Source organism: Mesorhizobium sp. CA7 (genome assembly GCF_020165015.1).
Taxonomy (GTDB): Bacteria; Pseudomonadota; Alphaproteobacteria; order Rhizobiales; family Rhizobiaceae; genus Mesorhizobium.
In genome coordinates, this window is the sequence record NZ_JAIUHH010000006.1 from 66,529 (window position 1) to 88,149 (window position 21,621).

21 protein-coding genes are annotated in these 21,621 nt (G+C 65.4%); 12 read left to right on the forward strand and 9 right to left on the reverse strand.

Annotation, left to right across the window (positions count from 1 at the left end; translation table 11 throughout):
* Nucleotides 1–21 precede the first annotated feature (21 nt).
* The 6 genes from LB552_RS14245 to LB552_RS14270 all read left to right on the forward strand — a co-directional run bounded on the left by LB552_RS14245 (nucleotide 22) and on the right by LB552_RS14270 (nucleotide 5,507).
* On the forward strand, nucleotides 22–627 hold the full coding sequence (locus LB552_RS14245) for a hypothetical protein (RefSeq protein ID WP_140842386.1): 606 nt from the start codon (nucleotides 22–24) through the stop codon (nucleotides 625–627).
* The gene (gene radA / locus LB552_RS14250) at nucleotides 627–2,030 is read left to right on the forward strand and encodes a DNA repair protein RadA (RefSeq protein WP_224607212.1); all 1,404 of its coding nucleotides are present in this window, start codon (nucleotides 627–629) and stop codon (nucleotides 2,028–2,030) included. Before LB552_RS14245 ends, radA begins: the two co-directional genes overlap by 1 nt.
* Nucleotides 2,031–2,072: 42 nt before the next feature.
* Nucleotides 2,073–2,750 carry a CvpA family protein gene (locus tag LB552_RS14255; protein ID WP_224607228.1) on the forward strand — a complete coding sequence of 226 codons (678 nt, stop codon included), beginning with the start codon at nucleotides 2,073–2,075 and terminating at the stop codon, nucleotides 2,748–2,750.
* Between the two features lie 101 nt (nucleotides 2,751–2,851).
* Complete coding sequence (gene purF, locus LB552_RS14260) at nucleotides 2,852–4,333, forward strand: amidophosphoribosyltransferase (RefSeq protein ID WP_224607231.1); 1,482 nt, start codon at nucleotides 2,852–2,854, stop codon at nucleotides 4,331–4,333.
* 59 nt (nucleotides 4,334–4,392) lie between these two features.
* The gene (locus LB552_RS14265) at nucleotides 4,393–5,136 is read left to right on the forward strand and encodes an SDR family NAD(P)-dependent oxidoreductase (RefSeq protein WP_224607234.1); all 744 of its coding nucleotides are present in this window, start codon (nucleotides 4,393–4,395) and stop codon (nucleotides 5,134–5,136) included.
* A 146-nt stretch (nucleotides 5,137–5,282) separates the two neighbouring features.
* Nucleotides 5,283–5,507, forward strand: coding sequence for a hypothetical protein (locus tag LB552_RS14270; protein WP_041008353.1), 225 nt, complete (start codon nucleotides 5,283–5,285; stop codon nucleotides 5,505–5,507).
* A gap of 14 nt (nucleotides 5,508–5,521) precedes the next feature.
* Here the strand turns inward: LB552_RS14270 and LB552_RS14275 are convergent, their stop codons facing one another.
* Nucleotides 5,522–6,028: an OsmC family protein gene (locus tag LB552_RS14275; protein WP_224607236.1), complete on the reverse strand. Its 507-nt coding sequence runs from the start codon at nucleotides 6,026–6,028 to the stop codon at nucleotides 5,522–5,524.
* A 319-nt stretch (nucleotides 6,029–6,347) separates the two neighbouring features.
* Here LB552_RS14275 and LB552_RS14280 point away from each other — a divergent pair, with 319 nt between their 5' ends.
* The gene (locus LB552_RS14280; protein WP_224607239.1) at nucleotides 6,348–7,844 is read left to right on the forward strand and encodes a S10 family peptidase; all 1,497 of its coding nucleotides are present in this window, start codon (nucleotides 6,348–6,350) and stop codon (nucleotides 7,842–7,844) included.
* 168 nt (nucleotides 7,845–8,012) lie between these two features.
* Here the strand turns inward: LB552_RS14280 and LB552_RS14285 are convergent, their stop codons facing one another.
* Nucleotides 8,013–8,429, reverse strand: coding sequence for a hypothetical protein (locus tag LB552_RS14285; protein ID WP_224607242.1), 417 nt, complete (start codon nucleotides 8,427–8,429; stop codon nucleotides 8,013–8,015).
* Nucleotides 8,430–8,600: 171 nt separating this feature from the next.
* On the opposite strand from LB552_RS14285, the gene LB552_RS14290 reads away from it, so the two are divergent.
* Together LB552_RS14290 and LB552_RS14295 are read left to right on the forward strand one after the other, a co-directional pair.
* Nucleotides 8,601–9,497: a DMT family transporter gene (locus LB552_RS14290; RefSeq protein WP_224607244.1), complete on the forward strand. Its 897-nt coding sequence runs from the start codon at nucleotides 8,601–8,603 to the stop codon at nucleotides 9,495–9,497.
* A 37-nt stretch (nucleotides 9,498–9,534) separates the two neighbouring features.
* A complete protein-coding gene (locus tag LB552_RS14295; protein WP_224607247.1) occupies nucleotides 9,535–10,452 on the forward strand; it encodes a DMT family transporter in 918 nt (305 codons plus the stop codon).
* A 110-nt stretch (nucleotides 10,453–10,562) separates the two neighbouring features.
* On the opposite strand, the gene LB552_RS14300 is transcribed toward LB552_RS14295, so the two are convergent.
* Nucleotides 10,563–11,450 (reverse strand): LysR substrate-binding domain-containing protein, encoded by an 888-nt coding sequence (locus tag LB552_RS14300; protein WP_224607265.1) that lies wholly within the window; start codon nucleotides 11,448–11,450, stop codon nucleotides 10,563–10,565.
* Between the two features lie 111 nt (nucleotides 11,451–11,561).
* Between LB552_RS14300 and LB552_RS14305 the strand changes: the two genes are divergently transcribed.
* Nucleotides 11,562–11,969 carry a tautomerase family protein gene (locus LB552_RS14305; protein WP_224607268.1) on the forward strand — a complete coding sequence of 136 codons (408 nt, stop codon included), beginning with the start codon at nucleotides 11,562–11,564 and terminating at the stop codon, nucleotides 11,967–11,969.
* Nucleotides 11,970–12,251: 282 nt separating this feature from the next.
* Nucleotides 12,252–14,474, forward strand: coding sequence for an AMP-binding protein (locus tag LB552_RS14310; protein ID WP_224607270.1), 2,223 nt, complete (start codon nucleotides 12,252–12,254; stop codon nucleotides 14,472–14,474).
* Between the two features lie 9 nt (nucleotides 14,475–14,483).
* On the opposite strand, the gene LB552_RS14315 is transcribed toward LB552_RS14310, so the two are convergent.
* Both LB552_RS14315 and LB552_RS14320 read right to left on the reverse strand, forming a co-directional pair.
* On the reverse strand, nucleotides 14,484–15,299 hold the full coding sequence (locus LB552_RS14315) for a CDP-alcohol phosphatidyltransferase family protein (protein WP_095766986.1): 816 nt from the start codon (nucleotides 15,297–15,299) through the stop codon (nucleotides 14,484–14,486).
* A 3-nt stretch (nucleotides 15,300–15,302) separates the two neighbouring features.
* On the reverse strand, nucleotides 15,303–16,040 hold the full coding sequence (locus LB552_RS14320; protein WP_318012040.1) for a phosphatidylserine decarboxylase: 738 nt from the start codon (nucleotides 16,038–16,040) through the stop codon (nucleotides 15,303–15,305).
* Nucleotides 16,041–16,214: 174 nt separating this feature from the next.
* Between LB552_RS14320 and LB552_RS14325 the strand changes: the two genes are divergently transcribed.
* Complete coding sequence (locus LB552_RS14325; RefSeq protein WP_224607273.1) at nucleotides 16,215–17,087, forward strand: SMP-30/gluconolactonase/LRE family protein; 873 nt, start codon at nucleotides 16,215–16,217, stop codon at nucleotides 17,085–17,087.
* Here LB552_RS14325 and LB552_RS14330 read toward each other — a convergent pair.
* The 4 genes from LB552_RS14330 to LB552_RS14345 all read right to left on the reverse strand — a co-directional run bounded on the left by LB552_RS14330 (nucleotide 17,063) and on the right by LB552_RS14345 (nucleotide 21,516).
* On the reverse strand, nucleotides 17,063–17,404 hold the full coding sequence (locus LB552_RS14330) for an antibiotic biosynthesis monooxygenase (RefSeq protein WP_411966040.1): 342 nt from the start codon (nucleotides 17,402–17,404) through the stop codon (nucleotides 17,063–17,065). The genes LB552_RS14325 and LB552_RS14330 overlap by 25 nt on opposite strands.
* A 296-nt stretch (nucleotides 17,405–17,700) precedes the next feature.
* Nucleotides 17,701–19,584: an ABCB family ABC transporter ATP-binding protein/permease gene (locus LB552_RS14335; RefSeq protein ID WP_224607276.1), complete on the reverse strand. Its 1,884-nt coding sequence runs from the start codon at nucleotides 19,582–19,584 to the stop codon at nucleotides 17,701–17,703.
* On the reverse strand, nucleotides 19,584–19,919 hold the full coding sequence (locus LB552_RS14340; protein ID WP_224607291.1) for an ArsR/SmtB family transcription factor: 336 nt from the start codon (nucleotides 19,917–19,919) through the stop codon (nucleotides 19,584–19,586). The genes LB552_RS14335 and LB552_RS14340 overlap by 1 nt, the downstream gene beginning before the upstream one ends.
* 94 nt (nucleotides 19,920–20,013) lie before the next feature.
* Nucleotides 20,014–21,516, reverse strand: coding sequence for a LysM peptidoglycan-binding domain-containing protein (locus LB552_RS14345; RefSeq protein WP_224607294.1), 1,503 nt, complete (start codon nucleotides 21,514–21,516; stop codon nucleotides 20,014–20,016).
* Nucleotides 21,517–21,621: the final 105 nt, after the last annotated feature.

The following is a 21,621-nucleotide window of genomic DNA, read 5'->3' on the forward strand; positions in this document are numbered from 1 at the left end:
GTTTTGTTTGGGGGTAGCTGATTGGACTTCAGCGATATCTATCAACGGATGAAGTTTGAGGCGTACGAAATCTCTAAAGAGGAGCGCATTCAACTTACTGATTATCTGAAATCAGCTGGATCAACTTCTCAAGTGGAGTCGCACGCCGCTTTGCTGGTGTTCTGCTATTCGAGCGATCCGGTAGCCGAGAATGTGAAATTGGTGAGGAAATTCCTTGCCAAGCAAACTGACGACTACGCCCGCGCCGCGGCGGTGACCGGCCTATATCGGATCTGGCGCTTGGGAGCCCCCTCGGACATCGACGATCTACTAGGCGTTTTGGCGCTTTGGTCAGTGGAGTCTCGGTACGACACGTCTATCGCCGCGATCGGGTGTGCATTTCTTCTCATGCACCTGCTGCAGAATCAGCGTCTCTCCTTCGCACTTGGACGCTTGTTGGAAACATTGCACGAAGAAGTCAGGCGTGAGAACGATTTGGCGGTCGGTTTGTTCAGGTATGCATGTTTGTCGGCATACGACAATTGGGCTCAGAGCAACGGACAGCGCCGCACTCATTTCGACACGATTGAGGAGGCCTTGCCGGTTTATTGGGATCGCCAGAAATACTTGTTGGAATCGATGAATTAATGGCCAAATCACGGGTTCAGTTCATCTGCCAGAATTGCGGCTCGGTGCATCAGCGCTGGGCCGGCAAATGCGATGCCTGCGGCGAGTGGAACACGCTGGTCGAGGAAGGCACGTCCGGCGGCATCGGCTCGGGACCGGCCAACACGCGCAACGCCCGCAAAGGGCGTGCCGTGGTGCTGACCAGCCTGTCGGGCGACATCGAGGACGCGCCGCGCATCGTGTCGGGCATCGGCGAGCTCGACCGCGCCACCGGCGGCGGCTTCGTGCGCGGCTCGGCCCTTCTGGTCGGCGGCGATCCCGGCATCGGCAAGTCGACGCTTTTGACGCAGGCAGCCGCCGCGCTCGCCTCGAAAGGCCACCGCATCGTCTATGTCTCGGGCGAGGAAGCGGTGGCGCAGATCCGGCTGCGGGCACAACGCCTCGGCGTCGCCTCGACGCCGGTCGAGCTTGCGGCCGAAACCAATGTCGAGGACATCCTGGCGACCATCGCCGACGGCAAACGGCCGGACCTCGTCATCCTCGATTCCATCCAGACGCTGTGGACGGACCTTGCCGATTCGGCACCGGGCACCGTCACCCAGGTGCGCGCCGCCGCCCAGGCGATGATCCGCTACGCGAAATCCACAGGCGCGGCGATCGTGCTCGTCGGCCATGTCACCAAGGAAGGCCAGATCGCCGGCCCTCGCGTCGTCGAGCACATGGTCGACGGCGTGCTCTATTTCGAGGGCGAAGGCAATCACCACTTCCGCATCCTGCGCACGGTGAAGAACCGCTTTGGGCCGACCGATGAGATCGGCGTGTTCGAAATGTCGGACAAGGGGCTGCGCGAGGTTTCCAATCCATCCGAGCTTTTCCTCGGCGAGCGCCACGCAAAGTCCCCGGGCGCCGCGGTTTTCGCCGGCATGGAAGGCACGAGGCCGGTGCTGGTCGAGATCCAGGCGCTTGTCGCACCCTCCTCGCTCGGCACGCCGCGCCGCGCCGTCGTCGGCTGGGACGGCGCGCGGCTGTCGATGGTGCTCGCCGTGCTGGAGGCGCATTGCGGCGTCCGCTTCGGCCAGCACGACGTCTATCTCAACGTCGCCGGCGGCTATCGGATCTCGGAGCCGGCGGCCGATCTCGCGGTCGCCGCGGCGCTGGTTTCATCACTCACCGGTCTTGCCCTTCCCGCCGATTGCGTCTATTTCGGCGAAATCAGCCTATCGGGCGCCGTGAGGCCGGTTGCGCATGCGCAGCAGCGCCTCAAGGAAGCCGAAAAGCTGGGTTTTGGAAGCGCGGTGCTGCCGCTCGGCAGCGAGGAACTTGCCGGGGGGATCGGGGCCGGCGCTTTCCAGCCCACCGAGCTTGCCGACCTCGTGGCGCGCATAGCCGGCACACGGCGCGGTCGTGCCGACGACGGGGAGTGATGCGGCTCGTCGGGCCGTGAGACAGGAAGTGGGGCGAGAACCATGCCGATTACGCTGCTTGACGGAATCCTCGTCGGCTTCACCCTGGTCTCAGCAATGCTCGCCATGGTGCGCGGCTTCTCCCGCGAAGTGCTCTCGGTGGTTTCCTGGGCGGCGGCGGCGGCGGCGGCTTTCTTCTTCTACAAGCCGGTCCTGCCCTATGTTCAGCCCTATGTCGACAACGACAAGATCGCGATGGCGGCTTCGGCGGGCATCGTCTTCCTCATCGCGCTGATCGTCGTCTCCGTCATCACCATGAAGCTCGCCGACTGGATCATCGATTCGCGCATCGGCGCGCTCGACCGCACGCTCGGCTTCCTCTATGGCGCGGCCCGCGGCATCCTGGTGGTCGCAGTGGCGCTGCTGTTCTTCAACTGGCTGGCCGGCGCCAAGGCGCCTGCCTGGATCGCCAACGCCAAGTCGCGGCCTTTGCTGGAGACGATCGGCGCCAAGCTCGAAAGCGTGCTGCCGGAAAACACCGAGGAACTGGTCAACAAATACACCCATAAGGGCACGCCGCAGGCCGGCGCGCCGGCCACGACCGACCAGCCCGCGGCCGAGCCGCCAGCAGGCGACGAAAACGCGCCGGCGCCAGACGACAGCGAGGGCGAGGCGCCTGCCGACAACGAGCCGGCGCCTGCCACGCCAGCGCCCGCCCCGGCTCCAGCGCCGGCAAACTGATTGCTGGCCGGCCTGGCGCCGGTTGTGAATGCAAGAAAGCGTGCGTTGCGTTCGGCGAGAGATCGCCTTATATGGCGGCTTTAGCGGAGCTTGAGCACCAGATGGCAGACTCAACGGCAGATGAAGGCAAGGTCCTTTCCGCCGAGGCCGACGATCATTTTCATGACGAATGCGGCGTGTTCGGCATCTTCGGCCGGCAGGACGCGGCGGCCATCGTCACACTCGGCCTTCATGCCCTGCAGCATCGCGGCCAGGAAGCGGCCGGCATCGTCTCCTATGACGGCACCCAGTTCCATGTCGAACGCCATGTCGGCCTGATCGGCGATACCTTCACCAAACAGCGCGTCATCGACAGCCTGCAAGGCAACCGCGCCATCGGCCACACGCGCTACGCCACCACCGGCGGCGCCGGGCTGCGCAACATCCAGCCCTTCTTCGCCGAGCTCGCGGAAGGCGGTCTTGCCGTGGCTCACAACGGCAACCTCACCAACGCGCTCACCGTGCAGCGCGCGCTGCAGAAGCAGGGCTCGATCTTCTCCTCGACCTCCGACACAGAGACGCTGCTGCATCTGGTCGCGACCAGCAAGGAGCGCGATTTGAATTCGCGCTTCATCGATGCGATCCGCCAGGTCGAAGGCGCCTTCTCGCTGGTGGCGATGACCGCCAAGAAGATGATCGGCTGCCGCGATCCGCTGGGCATCCGCCCGCTGGTGCTTGGCGACCTCGACGGCGCCTGGATCCTCGCGTCCGAAACCTGCGCGCTCGACATCATCGGCGCCCGCTTCGTGCGCGACATCAAGCCCGGCGAGATGGTGGTGGTCACCGCGAAGGGCATCGAGAGCATCTTCCCGTTCGAGCCGCAGAAGACGCGCTTCTGCATCTTCGAATATGTCTATTTCGCGCGGCCGGATTCCTCGGTCGAAGGCCGCAACGTCTATGAGGTGAGGAAGCGCATTGGCGCGGAACTCGCGCAGGAAAGCCCGGTCGAGGCCGACATCGTCGTGCCGGTGCCGGATTCCGGCACGCCGGCCGCGATCGGCTTCTCCCAGGCCGCCGGCATTCCCTTCGAGCTCGGCATCATCCGCAATCACTATGTCGGCCGCACCTTCATCCAACCAGGCGATTCCATCCGCCACATGGGCGTGAAGCTCAAGCACAACGCCAACCGCCGCATGATCGAGGGCAAGCGCGTGGTGCTGGTCGACGATTCGATCGTGCGCGGCACCACCAGCCAGAAGATCGTGCAGATGGTGCGCGACGCCGGCGCCAGGGAAGTGCATATGCGCATCGCCTCGCCGCCGACAAGTGCCTCCTGCTTCTATGGCGTCGACACGCCGGAGAAGTCGAAGCTGCTTGCGTCGCGCATGTCGGTCGAGGAGATGGCGGAGTTCATCCGCGTCGATTCGCTCGGCTTCCTGTCGATCGACGGGCTCTACCGCGCCGTCGGCGAGGCACGCCGCGACAACGACCAGCCGCAATTCTGCGACGCCTGCTTCACGGGACAGTACCCCACCCGCCTGCTCGACTTCGAAGGCCACGACAATGTGCGCACGCTGTCGCTGCTGGCGAGCGGCGGGGCGTAGGGCGCCCGGACTATCAATTGCCTTCGCCGAGCTGTTTCGCGCCTTATGGAATCTCTCACATGACCCTCGACCTTTCCGGCCGCGTGGCGGTTGTAACCGGCGCCTCGCGCGGCATCGGCTATTTCATCGCCAGGGAGCTGGCGGCGGCAGGCGCGCATGTGATCGCGGTGGCGCGCACGGTCGGCGGGCTGGAAGAGCTCGACGACCAGATCAAGGCCGATGGCCGCGGCCAGGCGACGCTGGTGCCGCTCGATCTTGCCGACATGGCCGGCATCGACCGGCTGGGCGGCGCGATCCATGAGCGCTGGGGCAAGCTCGATATCCTGGTCGCCAATGCCGGCGTGCTCGGGGTCATCTCACCGATCGGCCATGTCGAGGCCAAGACCTTCGAGAAGGTGATGACGATCAATGTGACGGCGACCTGGCGGCTGATCCGCTCGGTCGATCCGCTGCTCAGGCTCTCCGACGCCGGCCGCGCCATCATCCTGTCGTCCAATGCGGCGCATTCGGCGCGCGCCTTCTGGGCGCCCTACGCGGCCTCGAAAGCGGCGGTCGAAACGATGATGCGTTCCTGGGCACATGAAACCGAGAGCCTGGCGCTCCGGGTCAATGCCGCCGATCCCGGTGCCACCCGCACCGCAATGCGCGCGCAGGCCATGCCCGGCGAAGACCCGGAGACGCTGCCGCATCCGTCCGAGATCGCCAGGCGCATCGTGCCGCTGGCGAGCCCGGAATTGAAGGAGACCGGCCTGATCTTCCAGGCCAAGCACAACCGCTTCGTCGCCTACCGGCAGCCGGAATAAAGCCTGGGTGCCTGAGGCGTCGCGACCCCTCTATTCACGGGTCTGTGAACGGGGCGGCGAAAGCGTGTGCCGCCTCGCTGCTTTCGCTGCTCCATGGGAGTTGCTAGGATCGGCCCGACTCCGACATTTCAAAGCGAGGAATTCCCATGGCTGCTACTCCCAGCGTAGCGTTGGTCTGGTATCTGGTGATCGCCGGCCCGCAGGGCGGCATGGTGGTGCTGCCCAGCACCTTCGATACCCGCGAACAATGCACCAACGCCATCACCGAATATCAGAAGCAGCCGACCCCTCAGGGCTGGGCCGTGCAATGCGTGCCGAGCGCCTCGCCGTTTACCGATGAAGGGGATGCGGAAACGCCCTCGGCGCAGTAGCGCGAGGCGTCGCCTCAGCGCTGTGCGCTCACGCTCAACGCCGGCTTGCTGTTGATCGTCTGGAACACCACGCAGTAGCGCTCGGTGAGCTTGAGGAGCGAATCGATGCGCTCCTGCGGCTCGTCGGTGTCGAGATCGAATTTCAGCCTTATCTCGCGGAAGCCGACCGGCGCGTCGCGGGCGACGCCGAGCGTGCCGCGAAAATCGAGGTCTCCCTCGGCCTCGACGGTAGCGTTGCCGAGCTTGAACTCCAAGGCGGTCGCCACCGCTTTCAGCGTCACGCCGGCGCAGGCGACCAGCGCTTCCAGCAGCATGTCTCCCGAGCACAGCTCGAGGCCCGAGCCGCCGGTGGCCGGATGAAGCCCGGCGACAGCAAGCGCCCTACCGGTCTCCACCTTGCAGGCGATCGACTGGTCGTCGAGCGTGCCGCGGGCCTTCAGCGTGATCAGCGCTCGCGCGGCGTCTTCGCGATAGGCGTCCTTCAACGGGGCCTGCACGGCCTTGAGCGCGGTTGCGTCCATTGTGTTGTCCTTCCGATCAGCCTTTGATGCTTTGATAGCACTGATATGCCAGCGGAACAGCGCCCCCCTCTGTCCTGCCGGACATCTCCCCCCTCTTGGGGGGAGATTGGCAGCTTCTCCGGCGGCGCCCTTTCCGCAGCGTGGGAGATTAGCGAGCGTGGGAGAATGGCGAACGCCGACGCGACATCTGATCTCCCCCCTTGAGGGGGAGATGCCCGGCAGGGCAGAGGGGGGCGCGAAGGATCGCAACGTTTGCGATTGTTGTTTTGACTTCACACGCCCAGGCCATACCTATTCCGAGACCATTTCCGGAGCCCACATGCGATCCAAGCTCGTCTCCCTCGTCCTGCTGGCGCTCGCCGCCTTCGCTCAGCCCACCTTCGCCGAAGCACCCGAGCGTCCAGCCCCGACCGGCGGCGTGCTGTCGCTGTTGCCGCCTCCGCAGGTGACAGAGCATTCGATCACGCTCGGCGGGCGCAAGCTGGATTACCAGGCCAAGGCCGGCACGCTGTCCCTCCTATCCGGCAAGGGCGAGGTGACGGCCGAGATCTTCTATGTCGCCTACTCGGAGCAATCGCCCGCCCCGGCGAAGGAGCGGCCGATCACCTTCGTCTTCAACGGCGGGCCCGGTGCCGCGTCTGCTTACCTGCATCTCGGCGCGATCGGACCGCGCATCGTCGAGACCGCCGCCGACGGCGAGTTCCTGCGGCCGCCGCAGAAGCTCATCGACAACCCCGACAGCTGGCTCGACATGAGCGATCTCGTCTTCGTCGATCCGGTCGGCACCGGCTACAGCCGCGAGGCGCCGGGTCACGAGCCGAAGGAATTCTGGAGCGTCGATGCCGACGCCAGCTCGGTCGGCGCCTTCATCCGCCTCTATCTGGCGCAGAACGGCCGCACCGGATCGCCGCTGTTCCTCGCCGGCGAGAGCTATGGCGGCTTTCGCGCCGCGCTGCTTGCCCGCACGCTGCAGGAGGATGTCGGCCTCAGCCCCAGCGGCATCGTGCTGATCTCGCCTGCGCTGGAATTCATGCTGGTGCGCCCCGACCAATTCGACCAGCTGCACTGGGCGCTGGAGCTGCCTTCGCTGGCGGCAACGCGGCTGAAGGGCGACGGCGTGAGCGGCGACGCGTTGCGCGACAGGCTGGCCGAGGTCGAGCATTATGCGCTCGGCGATTACCTGACGGCGCTGAACAGCGGACTGGAGCAAGGCAGCAAGCTCGCCAGCGGGCGCATTTCGGAGATCACCGGCCTGCCGCTGGAGCTCGTTCAGCGCAATTTCGCCCGCATCCCCATCGGGCTTTTCGCCAAGGAATTCCAGCGCGCCACCGGCAAGGTTCTGAGCCCTTACGACGCCACCATCGGCACTGCCGACATCGCGCCGCAAAGCGCCCGTGAGGCCGGCCCCGACCCGGTGCTCGACCGCAGCGTTCCGGTGCTGACCTCCGCCTTCGTCGCTTACGCCCGCGACGAGCTCAACTACCGCACCGACGTCAGCTACCGGCTGCTCAATGGCGAGGTCAGCCGCAGCTGGGATTACGGCACATCAGGCCAAGGCTATGCCGGTGTGATGAACGACCTGCAGCGCGCCCGCTCGCTCAACCCGGCGCTGGGTGTCGTCATCGTCAACGGCTATACCGACCTTGTCACCCCCTATCTCGCCTCGCGCTATCTGGTGAACCAGCTTCCTTCGCTATCGGACGCCAAGGCGATCCGGCTCGACGTCGTCGAGGGCGGCCATATGATGTATCTGCGGCCGGACGGACGGCGCGCGCTGAAGGATGCGGCATCGGAGCTCTATCAGGCGACGCAGTAATGGCAGGTCACGCGCGCAGGCGACCCGCGCCTGCATCAGGGCAAAGCCGGGCAGGTTCGTCGCGCGAATGCAGCGGATTGGCGGCGTTCTCGTCATGATGACCTCAGAAGAACAAAAAGCGCGGTCGAGATTTGGATCGGTAGGCTTGTCGTAGGTCATGCGAACACTTTATTTGCCGTTTGCCAGCGAGCGGCGCAGTTGCTCGTCCAGTTTCTGAAACTCATCGGCCAGCCTGTCGCAGACAGGGCTATCCGTCTCGCAGCGAAGTTCCCGGTTCGCAATCCAGTTGCCTTGCTGATCCTTGTCGAACCGCCTGCATGTCACGGCAGGATAGGCCTTCTCGGAGGGCTTTGTGAAAACCCACTGCGTCAGTCCATCATCCGAAACGAACAAGTCGAACCGCTCTGAAGCCGGGGCTTGATGGAGACTGCCCTGCGCCCGCACCTGCCTGAGAAAATCGCCGCTGTCGGCGCCGTGGATGCCGCACATCGTCGAGGGCCCGTGCTTGTAACGATAGACGGTCTCCGCTCCGGACGTCCCCGCGATCGCGCTCAGGATCGCGCCCGCCATAACGACTGCCTTCACCCGACGCTCCTCCGCCTTGCTTTCCCACGCTACCACCCCGTGCCTCGACTGCCATCCCTGCGCCAACGCAAGCGCTGCGCTGGAGCAGCGCAGTGCAAGCTTTCGCCCCTATAGCTGGAGCAACGGTCCCGACCGGGGCGGAACCGCCTCACGCAAACACGCTGAGCCCTTATGGCCGATGTCGTCATCCTGGAAAGCCGCGAAAGGGTGCTGGCCGGCATCCTGTTCACGGCCGCCGCCTATTTCCTGTTTTCGGCACAGGATGCCTCGATCAAGCTCCTGGTCGCTGGCATGACGGTCTGGCAGATCATGTTCGTCCGCTCGATCACCGTGCTCGTCGCCTGCGGCGCCGTCGGCGGCAGGCGGCTGTTCGCCGACACGATCGATTCGCCGATCGTCAGGCCGATGCTGTTGCGCAGCGCCTTCACGCTCGCCGCCTGGCTTTGCTACTACAACGCCGCGCGCTCGCTGCAGCTTGCCGAGCTCACCACCATCTATTACGCCGCGCCGATCATCGTCACCGTGCTGTCCGTGCTGATCCTGGGCGAGACGGTGCCGCTGCTGCGCTGGCTGGCGGTGTTCATCGGCTTCGTCGGCGTCTTCATCGCCTGCGATCCGACCCGGCTCGGCCTCTCCGTGCCGGTGCTCCTGGTGCTGGCAGCGGCCGTCCTTTGGGGGATCGCCGTGGTGCTGCTGCGCAAGACGGCGCTGCAGGAGCGCACGACGATCCAGCTCGTGCTCAACAATTTCTATTTCCTGCTCTTCTCGGCCGTGCCGGCGCTGCTTTGGTGGCGCATGGCCGATTGGCGGCAGCTTCTTTTGCTTGTCAGCGTCGGGGCACTCGGCGGGGTGGCGCAATATGCGCTGTTCGAAGGCATGAAGCGCGCGCCGGTGTCGATTATTGCGCCGTTCGAATACACCTCGCTGGTCTGGGCCTTCGCGCTGGGCTACGCCATCTGGGGCGACGTGCCGCGCACGGAAGTGTTCAAGGGCGCGGCGCTGATCATCGGCGCCGGCCTGCTCATCGTCGGCAACGAGCATTTCCGCAGACGGGAGCAGGCCTCATGACGGAAGGCTGTCAGGAGCAACCGGGTAGGCTGGCGCCATGACGGACACGCTCGACATGCCGGAAAAGCTTGCGCCTGCCGCCGCCGACGTGGCCGCCGAGCGCACGCTCGGCATCATCCTGGTGTCGGCATCGGCGATCGCCTTCGCGCTCACCGGCGTGCTGACCAAGTCGATCCATGCCGATCCGCTGACGATCACCTGCTGGCGCGGTTTTTTCGGCTCGATCCTGATCAGCTTCTACGTGCTGTGGCGACGGCGCCGCTCGGGCGGGCGCGAAAGCCTGAAACTCGGCTGGCGGGGCTGGCTGCTTGCGGTCGAGGGCGCCGCCGCCAGCATCGCCTTCATCTCGGCCTTCAAATTCACCTATGTCGCCAATGTCGCGGTCATCTACGCGACCTCGCCCTTCATCGCCGCACTGCTCGCCTTCCTTCTGGTGCGGGAAAAATTCCGGCTGCAGACGATGATCGCGGCGGCCGTATCGCTTTGCGGCGTCGCCATCATGGTGGGCGCCGGCCTCGGCAGCGGGCACCTGTTCGGCGACGCCCTGGCGCTGCTGATGACCGCCGGAAGCGCGCTCTACATGATCATGGTGCGCGCTTTTCGCGACTCGCCGGTCGTGTGGGCGGGCGCTGTCTCGGCCTTCCTGCTTTTCGTGCTCGGCTGGTTCGTCACCGATCCGCTGGCCGTGTCCGCCCGCGACGTGGCGCTGCTTGCCACCTTCGGTTGCTCTTTTGCGCTCGCCTCGATCCTGTGGACGGAAGGCTCGCGGCTGATCCCGTCGGCGGAAGCCGGCCTGCTCGGTTCCGCAGAGGTGCCGTTCGCCATCCTGTTTGCCCTGCTGTTTCTGGGCGAACTCCCACCGATGGCCAGCATCATCGGCGGCGCCATCGTGCTTTGCGCGGTCTTTGCGCATGCCGGACGCGACTGGCTGAAGGTGAAATCGGCGGGTTCATAAAAATATTTCGCCGGTCACGGAACCATCATCCGCGTGGAGCATTATTGGATCGACGGGTCACCCCCCAAGTCCCCCCAAACCCCTCGACCCGTCCGACTAGAAGCCGACCCTCAAAAAGGTCGGCTTTTTCTTTGGACGACCGGCCTCAGGACGGAAGTCAGGCCGCCGGCAAGCAGCTCCGCCAGATCCCGCGCCGGGCGGGCGGCTTCGCGGCCGAGCCGGATGGCGAAATCGGCCATCGGCAGCGGCGGGAGGTCGAAATCGGCAGATACCTCGACGATGCCGGAATGGGCGAAACGCCGGGTGCGCGGCGTCAACGCGATGCCGGCATCGACTGCGGCGCGCAGGCCGGCAAGACTGGCGCTGCCGGCGGCGATGCGATAGCGACGGCAGGCTGCGTCGAGCGCATTGAGCGCTGCCTCCCTGAAGCCGCAATAGGGATCGAGCAGGGCCAGCGGCACCACCTCCTGCCGTGCCGCCAAGCCTTTTTCCGAGCAGAGCCACAGCATCGGCTCGCTGATCAGGGCCGCTTCATCCGGCGACGGGGCATGGCGCATGGTGATCGCGAGGTCGAGCTGGCCTGCCTGCAGGGCCGACCCGAGTTCCATGGAACGGCCGACGCGCAGCTCGACCCTGACGCGCGGGTAGCTGGCAGCGAAGGCCCGGAGCAGGTCCGGCAGGCCCTGATCGGCGAAATCCTGCGTCGTGCCGATGGCGATGCGGCCGCCGGCGCGCGCGCCTTTCAGCGCCAGCCAGGCTTCGGTGTGGACGGTAAGGATGCGCCGCGCATGGCCGACAAGGTCCTCGCCGGCCGGCGTCAGCCCGCGTCCCCTGCCCTGCGGGATGAGCAGCGGCTCGCCGACGATCTCCTCCAGCCGCTGCATCTGCGCGGTCACCGCTGACGGTGTGCGGCCGACGGTGGATGCGGCCTTGGCGAGCGAGCCGCCGTCGACAAAGGCAAGGAAGGTTTTCAGAAGATCCGGATCGAGCGTTTCCATACTTCGACGATATCGAAGCTTTTGTCAAAAACAATTCGATTTTCTTGATGTATAGATGAGCGCATATCTCTCTCGTCGAAAGCGCGACGCGCGAAGCCAAAGGAGAGAGAAATGCCGATCATCAATGTGAGCGTCACCGGCAAGCCGGACGCCAAGCTGTCCGCGGCAATCGCCAGGGAGGCCACCGATATCACCGCGAAACTGTTGCACAAGGATCCGACGATCACCGCGGTCGCCGTCAACTACATCGATCCGCAGCACTGGTTCGCCGGCGGCAAGTCGCTGACCGAGCACGGCACCAACACGTTCTGGCTCGACATCAAAGTCGTCGACGGCACCAACACAAAGCTCGAGCTCGAAGCCTATCTCAAGGCGATCTTCGGGGCCTTCGGCCGGCTGCTGGGCGGAGTGCATGAGGAAAGCTACGCCTTGGTGCACGAAGTGCCGGCGGCGGCCTATGGCTATGGCGGCAAAAGCCAAGAGTTCCGGTTCATCAGCGGGAGGTTGAAGGCGGCGTAGCGCCGTCTTCCCCTTCTCCCCTTGTAGCTCGGTCGGATGAGGGGTGTTGGACGGAGCGCGGCGTCGCAAGCTAAGCGCCTCAAGAGCTGGATTTTCCAGCGCCTCATTTCTTCCAACACCCCTCATCCGTCTCGGCGCCGCGCGCCGATCCACCTTCTCCCACAAGGGGAGAAGGTGGAAGCTCTCCGACCCCGCATTGACCTTGCCCGCACTTCCGCTACCCTCTGCCACCGAAGCGGTCGCTCAAGAGCCGCGCCCTGGAGGAGACTGGGAGAGAGCGGCATGATCCTGACCCTGGCGCTGCTGGCGGGCCTTGTCTTTGCCTGGCTGCTGATTGCCGTGATCGAGCGGTTCCGGCTCGACCTGCGCTTCACCCAGGCGCTGCTCTATGTGCCGTTCAAGCTCGCCTACCGCATCGCCGACAATCGCATGCGCATCGCCCGCAGCGCCAAGACGCCGGTCATCTATGTCGTCTGGCACCAGTCGCGCATCGAGCCGGCGCTGATGCTGTCGCTGCTTCCCGACGACACGCTGCATATCCTGGACGAGGCTTCGGCGCGCTCGCCCTGGCTGGAGCCGTGGCGCGAGCTTGCGCGTACCATCGCCTTCAACGCCGAGCATATCTTCGTCAGCCGCCGGCTGGTGCGCGTGCTGAAGGGCAAGGGGCGGCTCGCCGTCTACCTGCCGGACAATGTCGAGCCGGACGTCAAATCGTTCCGGCTGTTTCGCGCCATCACCCGCATCGCCATGCAGGCCGATGCACGCATCGTGCCGATCTTCGTTGCCGGCACGCGTGACCTGCCGGTGTCGCTGACGCCGAAGGAAAAAGCGCCGCGCCACTGGTTCCCGCGGCTTTCGATGAGTGTGCTGGAGCCGATGACCATCGCCGAGCTGGTGGCGCGCAACCCCGACATGGCATCCAACACCAACGCACTGTTCGACCGGTTCGCCGAGGCACGGCTTTACGGCACCAATCTCGATCGCGGGCTCTTCCTCGCCATGCGCGACGCCGCCGACCGCATCGGACCTTCGCGCCCGATCATCGAGGATGTGATTTCCGGTTCGCTCAGCTACCGTAAGCTGTTCATCGGCGCTCGCGTGCTCGGCCGCCATTTCGAGGCGGTGACCGCGCCCGGCGAAGCGGTCGGCGTGCTGTTGCCCAACGCCAATGGCGTGGTGCTTACCTTCGTCGGCCTGGTCTCAGCTGCCCGCGTGGCGGCGATGATCAACTACACCGCCGGCCCGGCGAGCGTGACCGCGGCGATCCGCACTGCTGTCATCAGGACGGTGGTTTCCTCCCGCGCGTTCATCGAAAAGGCCGGCATCGACGACATCGTCGCCGCGGTCGAGGCGGGTGGCGCCAAGATGCTGTGGCTGGAGGATGTGCGCGCCAATGTGACGACCCTGGACAAGGTTGCCGCAGCGCTTCTGTGGCGTTTGCCGCTGCAGCGGCAGCAAGCCTCGAAACCCGCTGTCATCCTGTTCACCTCCGGCTCGGAAGGCACGCCAAAGGCGGTGGTGCTGTCGAACCGCAACCTGCTTGCCAATGTCATGCAGGCTGAGGCGCGCGTCTCCGTCTCGCCGGCCGACATCCTGCTCAACGTTCTGCCGGTGTTCCATTCCTTCGGATTGACCGGCGGCACCATCCTGCCGCTGGTGCTGGGCGTAAAGCTGTTCCTCTACCCCTCGCCGCTGCACTACAAGATCATCCCAGAGATCGCCCGCAAGGTGAAGCCGACCGTGATGTTCGGCACCGACACTTTTCTGGCCAACTACGCCCGCACCGCCAAGGACGGCGACTTCTCCAGCTTGCGCTTTGTCGTGGCCGGCGCCGAAGCGGTGAAGCCGGAAACGCGGCGCACCTACCGCGACCGTTTCCAGGCCTCGATCGTGGAAGGCTTCGGGCTGACCGAGGCCGCGCCCGTGGTGGCGGTGAACACCGCCATCCACAGCCGCGACGGCACAGTCGGGCGGCCGCTGCCGGCGATCCGCATGAAGCTGGAGCCGGTCGAAGGCATCGCCGAGGGCGGCCGGCTGTGGCTCGACGGGCCGAACATGATGATGGGCTATATGACCGCCGACCGTCCCGGCGAATTGCAGCGGCTGGAAGGCTGGCACGATACCGGCGATATCGTCTCGGTCGACCGCGAGGGCTTCATCACCATACGCGGGCGGGCCAAGCGCTTCGCCAAGATCGCCGGCGAGATGGTGTCGCTGGGCGCCGTCGAGATGCTGGTGCAGTCGCTATGGCCGGAAGAGCGCCACGCGGCGGTGGCAGTGCCCGACAAGAGGCGCGGCGAGCGCATCGTGCTGGTCACCACCGCCGACGAAGCCAATGCCGAGGAGCTGCGCCAGTTCGGCAAGAAGGCTGGCGCGGCCGAGCTGATGGTGCCCAACGACATCATCAAGGTGGAAGAGATCCCGGTGCTGGGCTCGGGCAAGACGGATTACATCTCGGCGCGCAAGCTGGCGATCGACCGGCTGGGGCTGAGTGCGGCGGCCTAGGGCGCAGCGCTACCCGATATCCGACGGCGGCACCTTCTCGCCTTCGCGCATGGCCCGCTTGGAATAGGCGCGCACCGACAACGGCAGGAAAAGCAGGTACCCAGCGACGGAAGCCGTCAGCGTGTACCAGGGATAGGTCATCAGCAAGAGGATGTAGAGCACGACGCCGAGGATGACCGGCAGCACCCTGTCGCCCGGCACCTTGACGCTCTTGCCCGAATAGACCGGCAGGCGGCTGACCAGAAGGAAAGCGACCAGCACGGTGAAGCCGGTGGCGACGAAGGCGGCCGGCCGGCTGGGCTCCAGCCCGAGCCGCAGGAAATAAAGATAGAGCGGCAGCATGACCAGCACAGCACCCGCCGGGGCCGGCACGCCGACGAAATATTCGGTCTGCCAAGCCGGCTGCTCGGCGTCATCGGCCAGAACGTTGAAGCGGGCCAGCCGCATGCCGCAAGCGATGGTAAAGAGAAGTGCGGCGATCCAGCCTGGCGAGCCGGCGCGGTCGAGCAGGAAGGCATAGAGCACCAAGGCCGGCGCCACGCCGAAATTGACGATATCGGCCAGCGAATCCATCTGGGCGCCGAATTTCGAGGTCGCCTTCAGCATGCGCGCCAGTCGCCCGTCGATGCCGTCGAGGAAGGCGGCAAGTAACACCATGACCACAGCGATCTCGAAGCGGTTCTCGAAGGCGAAGCGGATGCCGGATAGGCCGGCGCAGATGGCGAGCACGGTGACCAGATTGGGCAGCACCATGCGCATCGGGATCTCGCGGATGCGCGGACCGCCACTGGCATGGGCTTCGAATTTCTTGAACGGCGCGCCCAACGCTCAGGAAACCCTGACCAAGGGCGTGACCGCGGTGCCACCGAATTCGGCAAGCACGGTCTCGCCGCCGACCGCCGTCTGGCCGACCGCGACGCGCGGCACGGCGCCCGACGGGAGGAAGACGTCGACGCGCGAGCCGAAGCGGATCAGGCCGAAACGCTCGCCTATCGCGATCGTACCGCCGGCCTCGGCCCAGCAGACGATGCGGCGCGCCACAAGGCCGGCGATCTGGACGGCGGCGATGGTGCCGTTCGGGCTGTCGATGACCAGGCCGTTGCGCTCATTCTCGGCGCTTGCCTTGTCGAGCTCGGCATTGAGGAATTTGCCGGGCTTGTGCTCGATGCGCGTGATCCGGCCGCGCACCGGAGCGCGGTTGATGTGGCAGGAAAACACATTCATGAACACCGAGATCCGGGTCATCTCGCCGGAGCCCAGCCCGAGCTCGCTCGGCGGCACGGCGGGGCCGACCGCCGAGACCACGCCATCGGCCGGGCTCACCACCAGCCGGTCGTCGACCGGGGTGACGCGCTCGGGGTCGCGGTAGAAATAGACGCACCATGCGGTGAGGATCAGTCCGATCCAGAACAGGACCGAGGAGAAATAGCCGAGGAAGAGGGTGGCCGCGGCGAAGGCGGCGATGAAGGGGTAGCCTTCGCGATGGATCGGAACGAACGTATTCTTGACCGAGTCGAGAAGCGTCATAGGGCTGGGGGCGGTCCCTGTTTCAGGTAGCGCCTCAATAGCGGAAAGCCCCCCTCCCTGCAACGCAACAATGGGGAGGATAGGCGGGGCCTGGACGGCAGCGCCGGCGCGCAAGCCTCATTTTGCTCCTGTTGTCGGAACTCGGCTCCGTCACGCGTCCTTGCGAGAGGATACCCAGGGAGCCCGCCAATGCCTTCGCAGAAATCGTCTGCAATGAGTGCCAAGGTCATCACAACAGGCCTAGCCTTCGGCGAGTCGCCGCGCTGGCATGACGGCCGGATCTGGCTTTGCAACTGGGGCACCGGCGAGATCGTCGCGGTGGACGAAAATGGCCGGTGCGAGGTGATGCTTACCGTCCCGGTTGTCCTGCCCTATTCGATCGACTGGCTGCCGGATGGGAGGCTTCTGGTGGTCTCGGGCCGGGAAGGCCTGCTGCTGAGGCAGGAGGCAGGCGGGACGCTCGTCACCCATGCCGATCTGAGGCATCTGTCGAAGAACCCCTGGAACGAAATCGTCGTCGATGGGCGCGGCAACATCTATGTCAATGGCGGCGGGCCGGCACCGGCGCCGGGCGAGCATTTCGCGCCGGGCACCATCGTGCTGATCACGCCGGACGGCACGATGCGGCAGGTCGCCGAGGATATCGCCTTCGCCAACGGCATGGCCGTGACGCCGGACAATCGGACACTGATCATCGCCGAGTCCCACGCAAGACGGCTGACAGCCTTCGATATTGGCGAAGACGGGAGCCTTTCCAAGCGGCGCGTCTGGGCCGATCTCGGCAACGACTATCCCGACGGGATCTGCATCGAGGCCGAAGGCTGCGTCTGGTATGCCGACGTGCCGAACCGCCACTGTATCAGGGTTCGCGAAGGCGGTGAGAAGATCGACAGGGTCGAGGTCGATCGCGGCTGTTTTGCCTGCATGCTGGGCGGAGCCGACGGCAAGACGCTGTTCATCCTCGCCGCCGAATGGAGGGGCTTCGAAAACATGATCAGCGATGCCCGCACCGGACAGGTGCTGAGCATCGCCGTTCCCGCGCCCGGAGCGGGGTGGCCTTCCTATAGTTCGGGCACGCGCCGATAGTTGGCTATGTCGGCCTTGACGCCGAGGCGAGCGATCGTTTCCTGCGCGCTGAAGGCGATGCGCTCGTGCGCTGCCTTGACGATCGGCACCGCCTTGTCGACCGCGGCCTGGCTTTCCCATTCGACTATGGTGACAAGGTTGAACTCGCCGGGGCCGGAAAATTGCTCGAGCAGGAAGTCCTGCACAAAACCCTCCTGCTGGCGCAGCAGTTCATGCGTCATCCTGGCCTTGCTGAGGATTTCGTCGCGCGCTTGCGCCGGCACGACGAATTTGTCGACGCGGAAGACGCTGCCGGTGCGTTGATTGTTGGTGCTCATTTCGTCCATCTCCGATTTGGAAGGTTTGCCTGGCAGGTGGCTCGGAGATTGGTTTGCAAGCTCAAGATAGGTTGAGGTCAAGGGGGAATTTGGCGCCTTTCCCTTCTCCCCTTGTGGGAGAAGGTGGATCGGCGCGAAGCGCCGAGACGGATGAGGGGTGCTGGCAGGAATGAGGCGAGAAAAGAATAGATGCTTCAAGCGCTTAGTCTTGTCGTGCGGCGATCCTTCCAACACCCCTCATCCGACCTCGCTTCGCGAGGCCACCTTCTCCCACAGGGGGAGAAGGGGAAGAGGCGCTAGCTCACCTCCGACGTCCTTCTCCTCACAATCACCCCAAGCTCGTCGCCCTCGCGCGCGATGCGCAGGCGCTCCTCGGCTTCGGTTGCCTCGCGCTGGCGGTCCCACATCGAGGCGTAGAGGCCGTGCTTGGCAAGCAGCGCCGCATGGGTGCCGCGCTCGGCGATCTGGCCGTCCTTCAGCACGATGATCTCGTCGGCCGAAATCACCGTGGACAGCCGGTGGGCAATCACGATCGTCGTACGGCCCTTGCTGACCAGGTCGAGCGCTGCCTGGATCTCCTGCTCGGTCTGGGTGTCCAGCGCTGAGGTCGCCTCGTCCAGCATCAGGATCGGCGGCGCCTTGAGGATGGTGCGGGCGATCGCCACGCGCTGCTTCTCGCCGCCCGATAATTTCAGCCCGCGCTCACCGACCATCGACTTGTAGCCCTCGGGCAGCTTCTGGATGAACGGGCCGATCTGGGCGAGCTCGGCCGCCTTGCGCACCTCCTCCTCGCCGGCGCCGACACGACCGTAGCGTATGTTGTAGGCGATGGTGTCGTTGAACAGCACGGTGTCCTGCGGCACCATGCCGAGCACCGCCCGCAGGCTCTCCTGCGTGACGTCGCGGATGTCCTGGCCGTCGATCAGCACCTGGCCGCCCTGAACGTCGTAGAAACGGAACAGCAGCCGGGAGATGGTCGACTTGCCGGCGCCGGACGGGCCGACGATGGCCACGGTCTTGCCGGCCGGCACCTCGAAGGAGACGCCTTTCAGGATCTTGCGGCTGGGATCATAGGAGAAATGGACGTCGCGGAATTCGACCTTGCCGGGCCCGACCTTCAAAGGCCTGGCATCCGGCTTGTCGACGATCTCCTGGGGCACGTCGAGCAGGTCGAACATATGCTCGATATCGGTCAACCCTTGCCTTATTTCGCGGTAGATGAAGCCGATGAAGTTGAGCGGCACCGAAAGCTGGATCAGCATGGCGTTGATGAAGACGAAGTCGCCAACCGTCTGCCTGCCGGCCTGCACCTCCAGCGCCGACATGCACATGACGATGACCGTGCCGAGGCCGAAGATGAGGCCCTGGCCGAAATTCAGCCAGCCGAGCGATGTCCAGGTTTTCGTCGCGGCGAGCTCGTAGCGTGCCATCGAGCGGTCGAAGCGCTCGGCCTCCATGCGCTCATTGGTGAAATATTTGACCGTCTCGAAGTTGAGCAGCGAGTCGATCGCCTTGGTGTTGGCGTCGGTGTCGCTGTCGTTCATGTCGCGGCGGATCGAGATGCGCCAGTCGCTCGCCTTGACGGTGAACCAGACATAGAGGCTCACGGTGACGGCGACCACGGCGACGTATTTCCAGCCATAGGTGAAGGCAAATATGCCGGCCGTCAGCGCGAATTCGAGGATGGTCGGCGCCGTGTTCAGCATGATGAAGCGCACGATGGTCTCGATGCCCTTGGTGCCGCGCTCGATGATGCGCGACAGGCCGCCGGTGCGGCGCTCGAGATGGAAGCGCAGCGACAGCTGATGCATGTGGACGAAGGTGCGGAAGGCAAGCTGGCGCACCGCATACTGGCCGACACGGGCGAACAGCGCGTCGCGCAGCTGGTTGAAGCCGAGCTGGATCAGGCGCAGCACGTTATAGGCGATGACCAGCGCCACCGGCGCCAGTAGGAAGGATGGCAGAGGCGGCGGTGTCTTCGAGCCATAGGCCAGCGCATCGGTCGCCCATTTGAAGAAATAGGGGCCGGCGACCAATGTGACCTTGGCGACGACCAGAAGCAGCGTCGCCCAGGTGACGCGGGCTCTGAGATCGGCGCGGTCGGCCGGCCACATATAGGGCCACAGATTGCGCAAAGTGGTGAGGGTGCCGGCTTCGGCGGATACGGTCTTTTCGGCCACTAGTCTTGCCTTATGGGTGAGAGGCTGGGGCAGCAGGAGTTGACGAGCTGGGTGAGCGAAGCGGAGACGCCCGCGAGGGCGTCGTGGTCGACCGCGTAGCGCGAGCGCTGGCGGTCGGCCTCGAAGCGGACGAGTCCGGCCTCGACCAGTATCTTCAGATGCTGCGAAACGGTCGACTGTGCGAGATCGAGGTGATCGACCACCTCACGGCAGGAGCAGCAGCGGCTGGCCGAGAGATGTTTCAGGATCTCGATGCGCGCCGGATGCGACAGCGCCGCCAGCCGCGCGGCAATGGCACGGCTTTCGGTGCAGCGGGTCTCGGGGGATTCGGACATCGTTCATCGGCGATAGACGATGAACGGTGAGAGGGCAAGCTAGGCGCATGGGTAGCAGCGTAATCTCCCCTTGTGGGGGAGATCAGCTAATCGCCTACTCCGTCTTCGCCGGCGCGGCTGTCATCTGCTCGCCCATGGCCTTCATGTCGGCGGCCTCGCCTTCCTTCGAAGTCGAGGGCACCTTGAACACCTGGCCTGGCCAGATGCGATCGGGATCGCGGATCTGGTCCTTGTTGGCCAGATAGATCGTCGAGAAGCGCGTGCCATGGCCGTAGACGCGGCGCGAGATGCGCCACAGCGTGTCGTTGCGGCGGATGATGACGGAGCTGTCGGCATGTTCGAGCTTTGGCGCGACCGTTTCGGGCACGTCGGTCGAGGGCGTCGCCTCGGCAACCTTGGCAGCGCCCCCGGCGGCCGGGGCCGGCTTGGCCGCTTCGGCCGTTGCTGTGTCGGTCGTGGTTTCGGCGGTCTTGGTCTCGGCCGGCTTGGCCTGGGCGGGCTTTGTCTTGCTTGGGGCGACGGCGGCGACCGACGCGCCGGCCTCGCGCTCGAATGGGACGGCAGCGCGGGCGACGACCTTGACACCGTCATTGTCCAGGCCGTCGACATGGATAGTGTAGCTGCCGACCGGAATGTCGCGCGTCGCTTCGATCAGGAAATGCCCGTCGGCCGAAGTCTTGGCGTCGCCGAGCAGGATGGCGTCGGCATAGGCGCGCACCTTGCGGCCGGGATCGGCCGTGCCGGCGACGAAGATCTTGCTGCCGTCGATTTCGACCGCTTCGACCGCGATCTTGGGCTCCGCCGCGGCGGCCGCAGCTGGCGCGGTCGCCTGGTCTGTGGCGGCCGGCGCGGTCGCGGCCGGCGCCGAGGCCGTGCCCGATACCGCCGGCGCGGTCGTTGCCGGAGCTTGGGTCGCAGGCGCCGCTGCCTGATCGGTCGCCGCCGGCGCCGCCGGCTTGCTCTCGGTCTCAGGAACGGTGATCAGTTGCGAGGCCTTGCCCGGCTCCTCGATCATGGCCAGCACCTGGCCGGTCGGGCTCTGCGGCACCGACACGACGGCGGTCTGGGCCGAGGCAACGGCAATGCCGCCAACCGTCTGGCGCAGCGTGATCGTATAGTCGCCGGGCTTCAGCGGATCGTCGAGCACGATGGCGAAGGCGCCGTCGGGTCCGGACTCGGTCGAGCCGAGCACCGTGCCGCCATTCAAGATCTCGACCTTGGCGTTGGGCGCGGCGCTGCCGGCGACGACGATCGAGCCATTGCCCTCGACGCGCACGACATCGAAGGTCGGCAATGTCGGGCCGGCGGCGGGCGCCTGGGCGGCCGGCGCCATCTTATTGGCGGGTGCCATGGTGTTGGCTGGCGCCATCGTGTTCGCCGGAGCCATTGTGTTTGCCGGAGCCTGGGGCACGCGCGCCTCTGTGCCGGTGCTCGAGGATTCAGCCGGTTTCGCATTGGTCTGCGGCAGCACCGCGACCTGCGCCGGCTTCTGGTCGTTGATATAAGGGTCGAGCGCGCCCGAGCCGTAGGCGACTGCCGCGACGGCGACAACGCCACCCGCCGCGAACAAAAACGCCTTAGAAGGATTGATCGCCATAATTCCGTATTGCCCCCTTAGCCACCTAACGCCCGGTCTAGCGTGTTTTCCCGAGTCCGACAAGAAAAAGCCCGTCCGCGGGCTTGACCCGGCCGACCGTCCCCA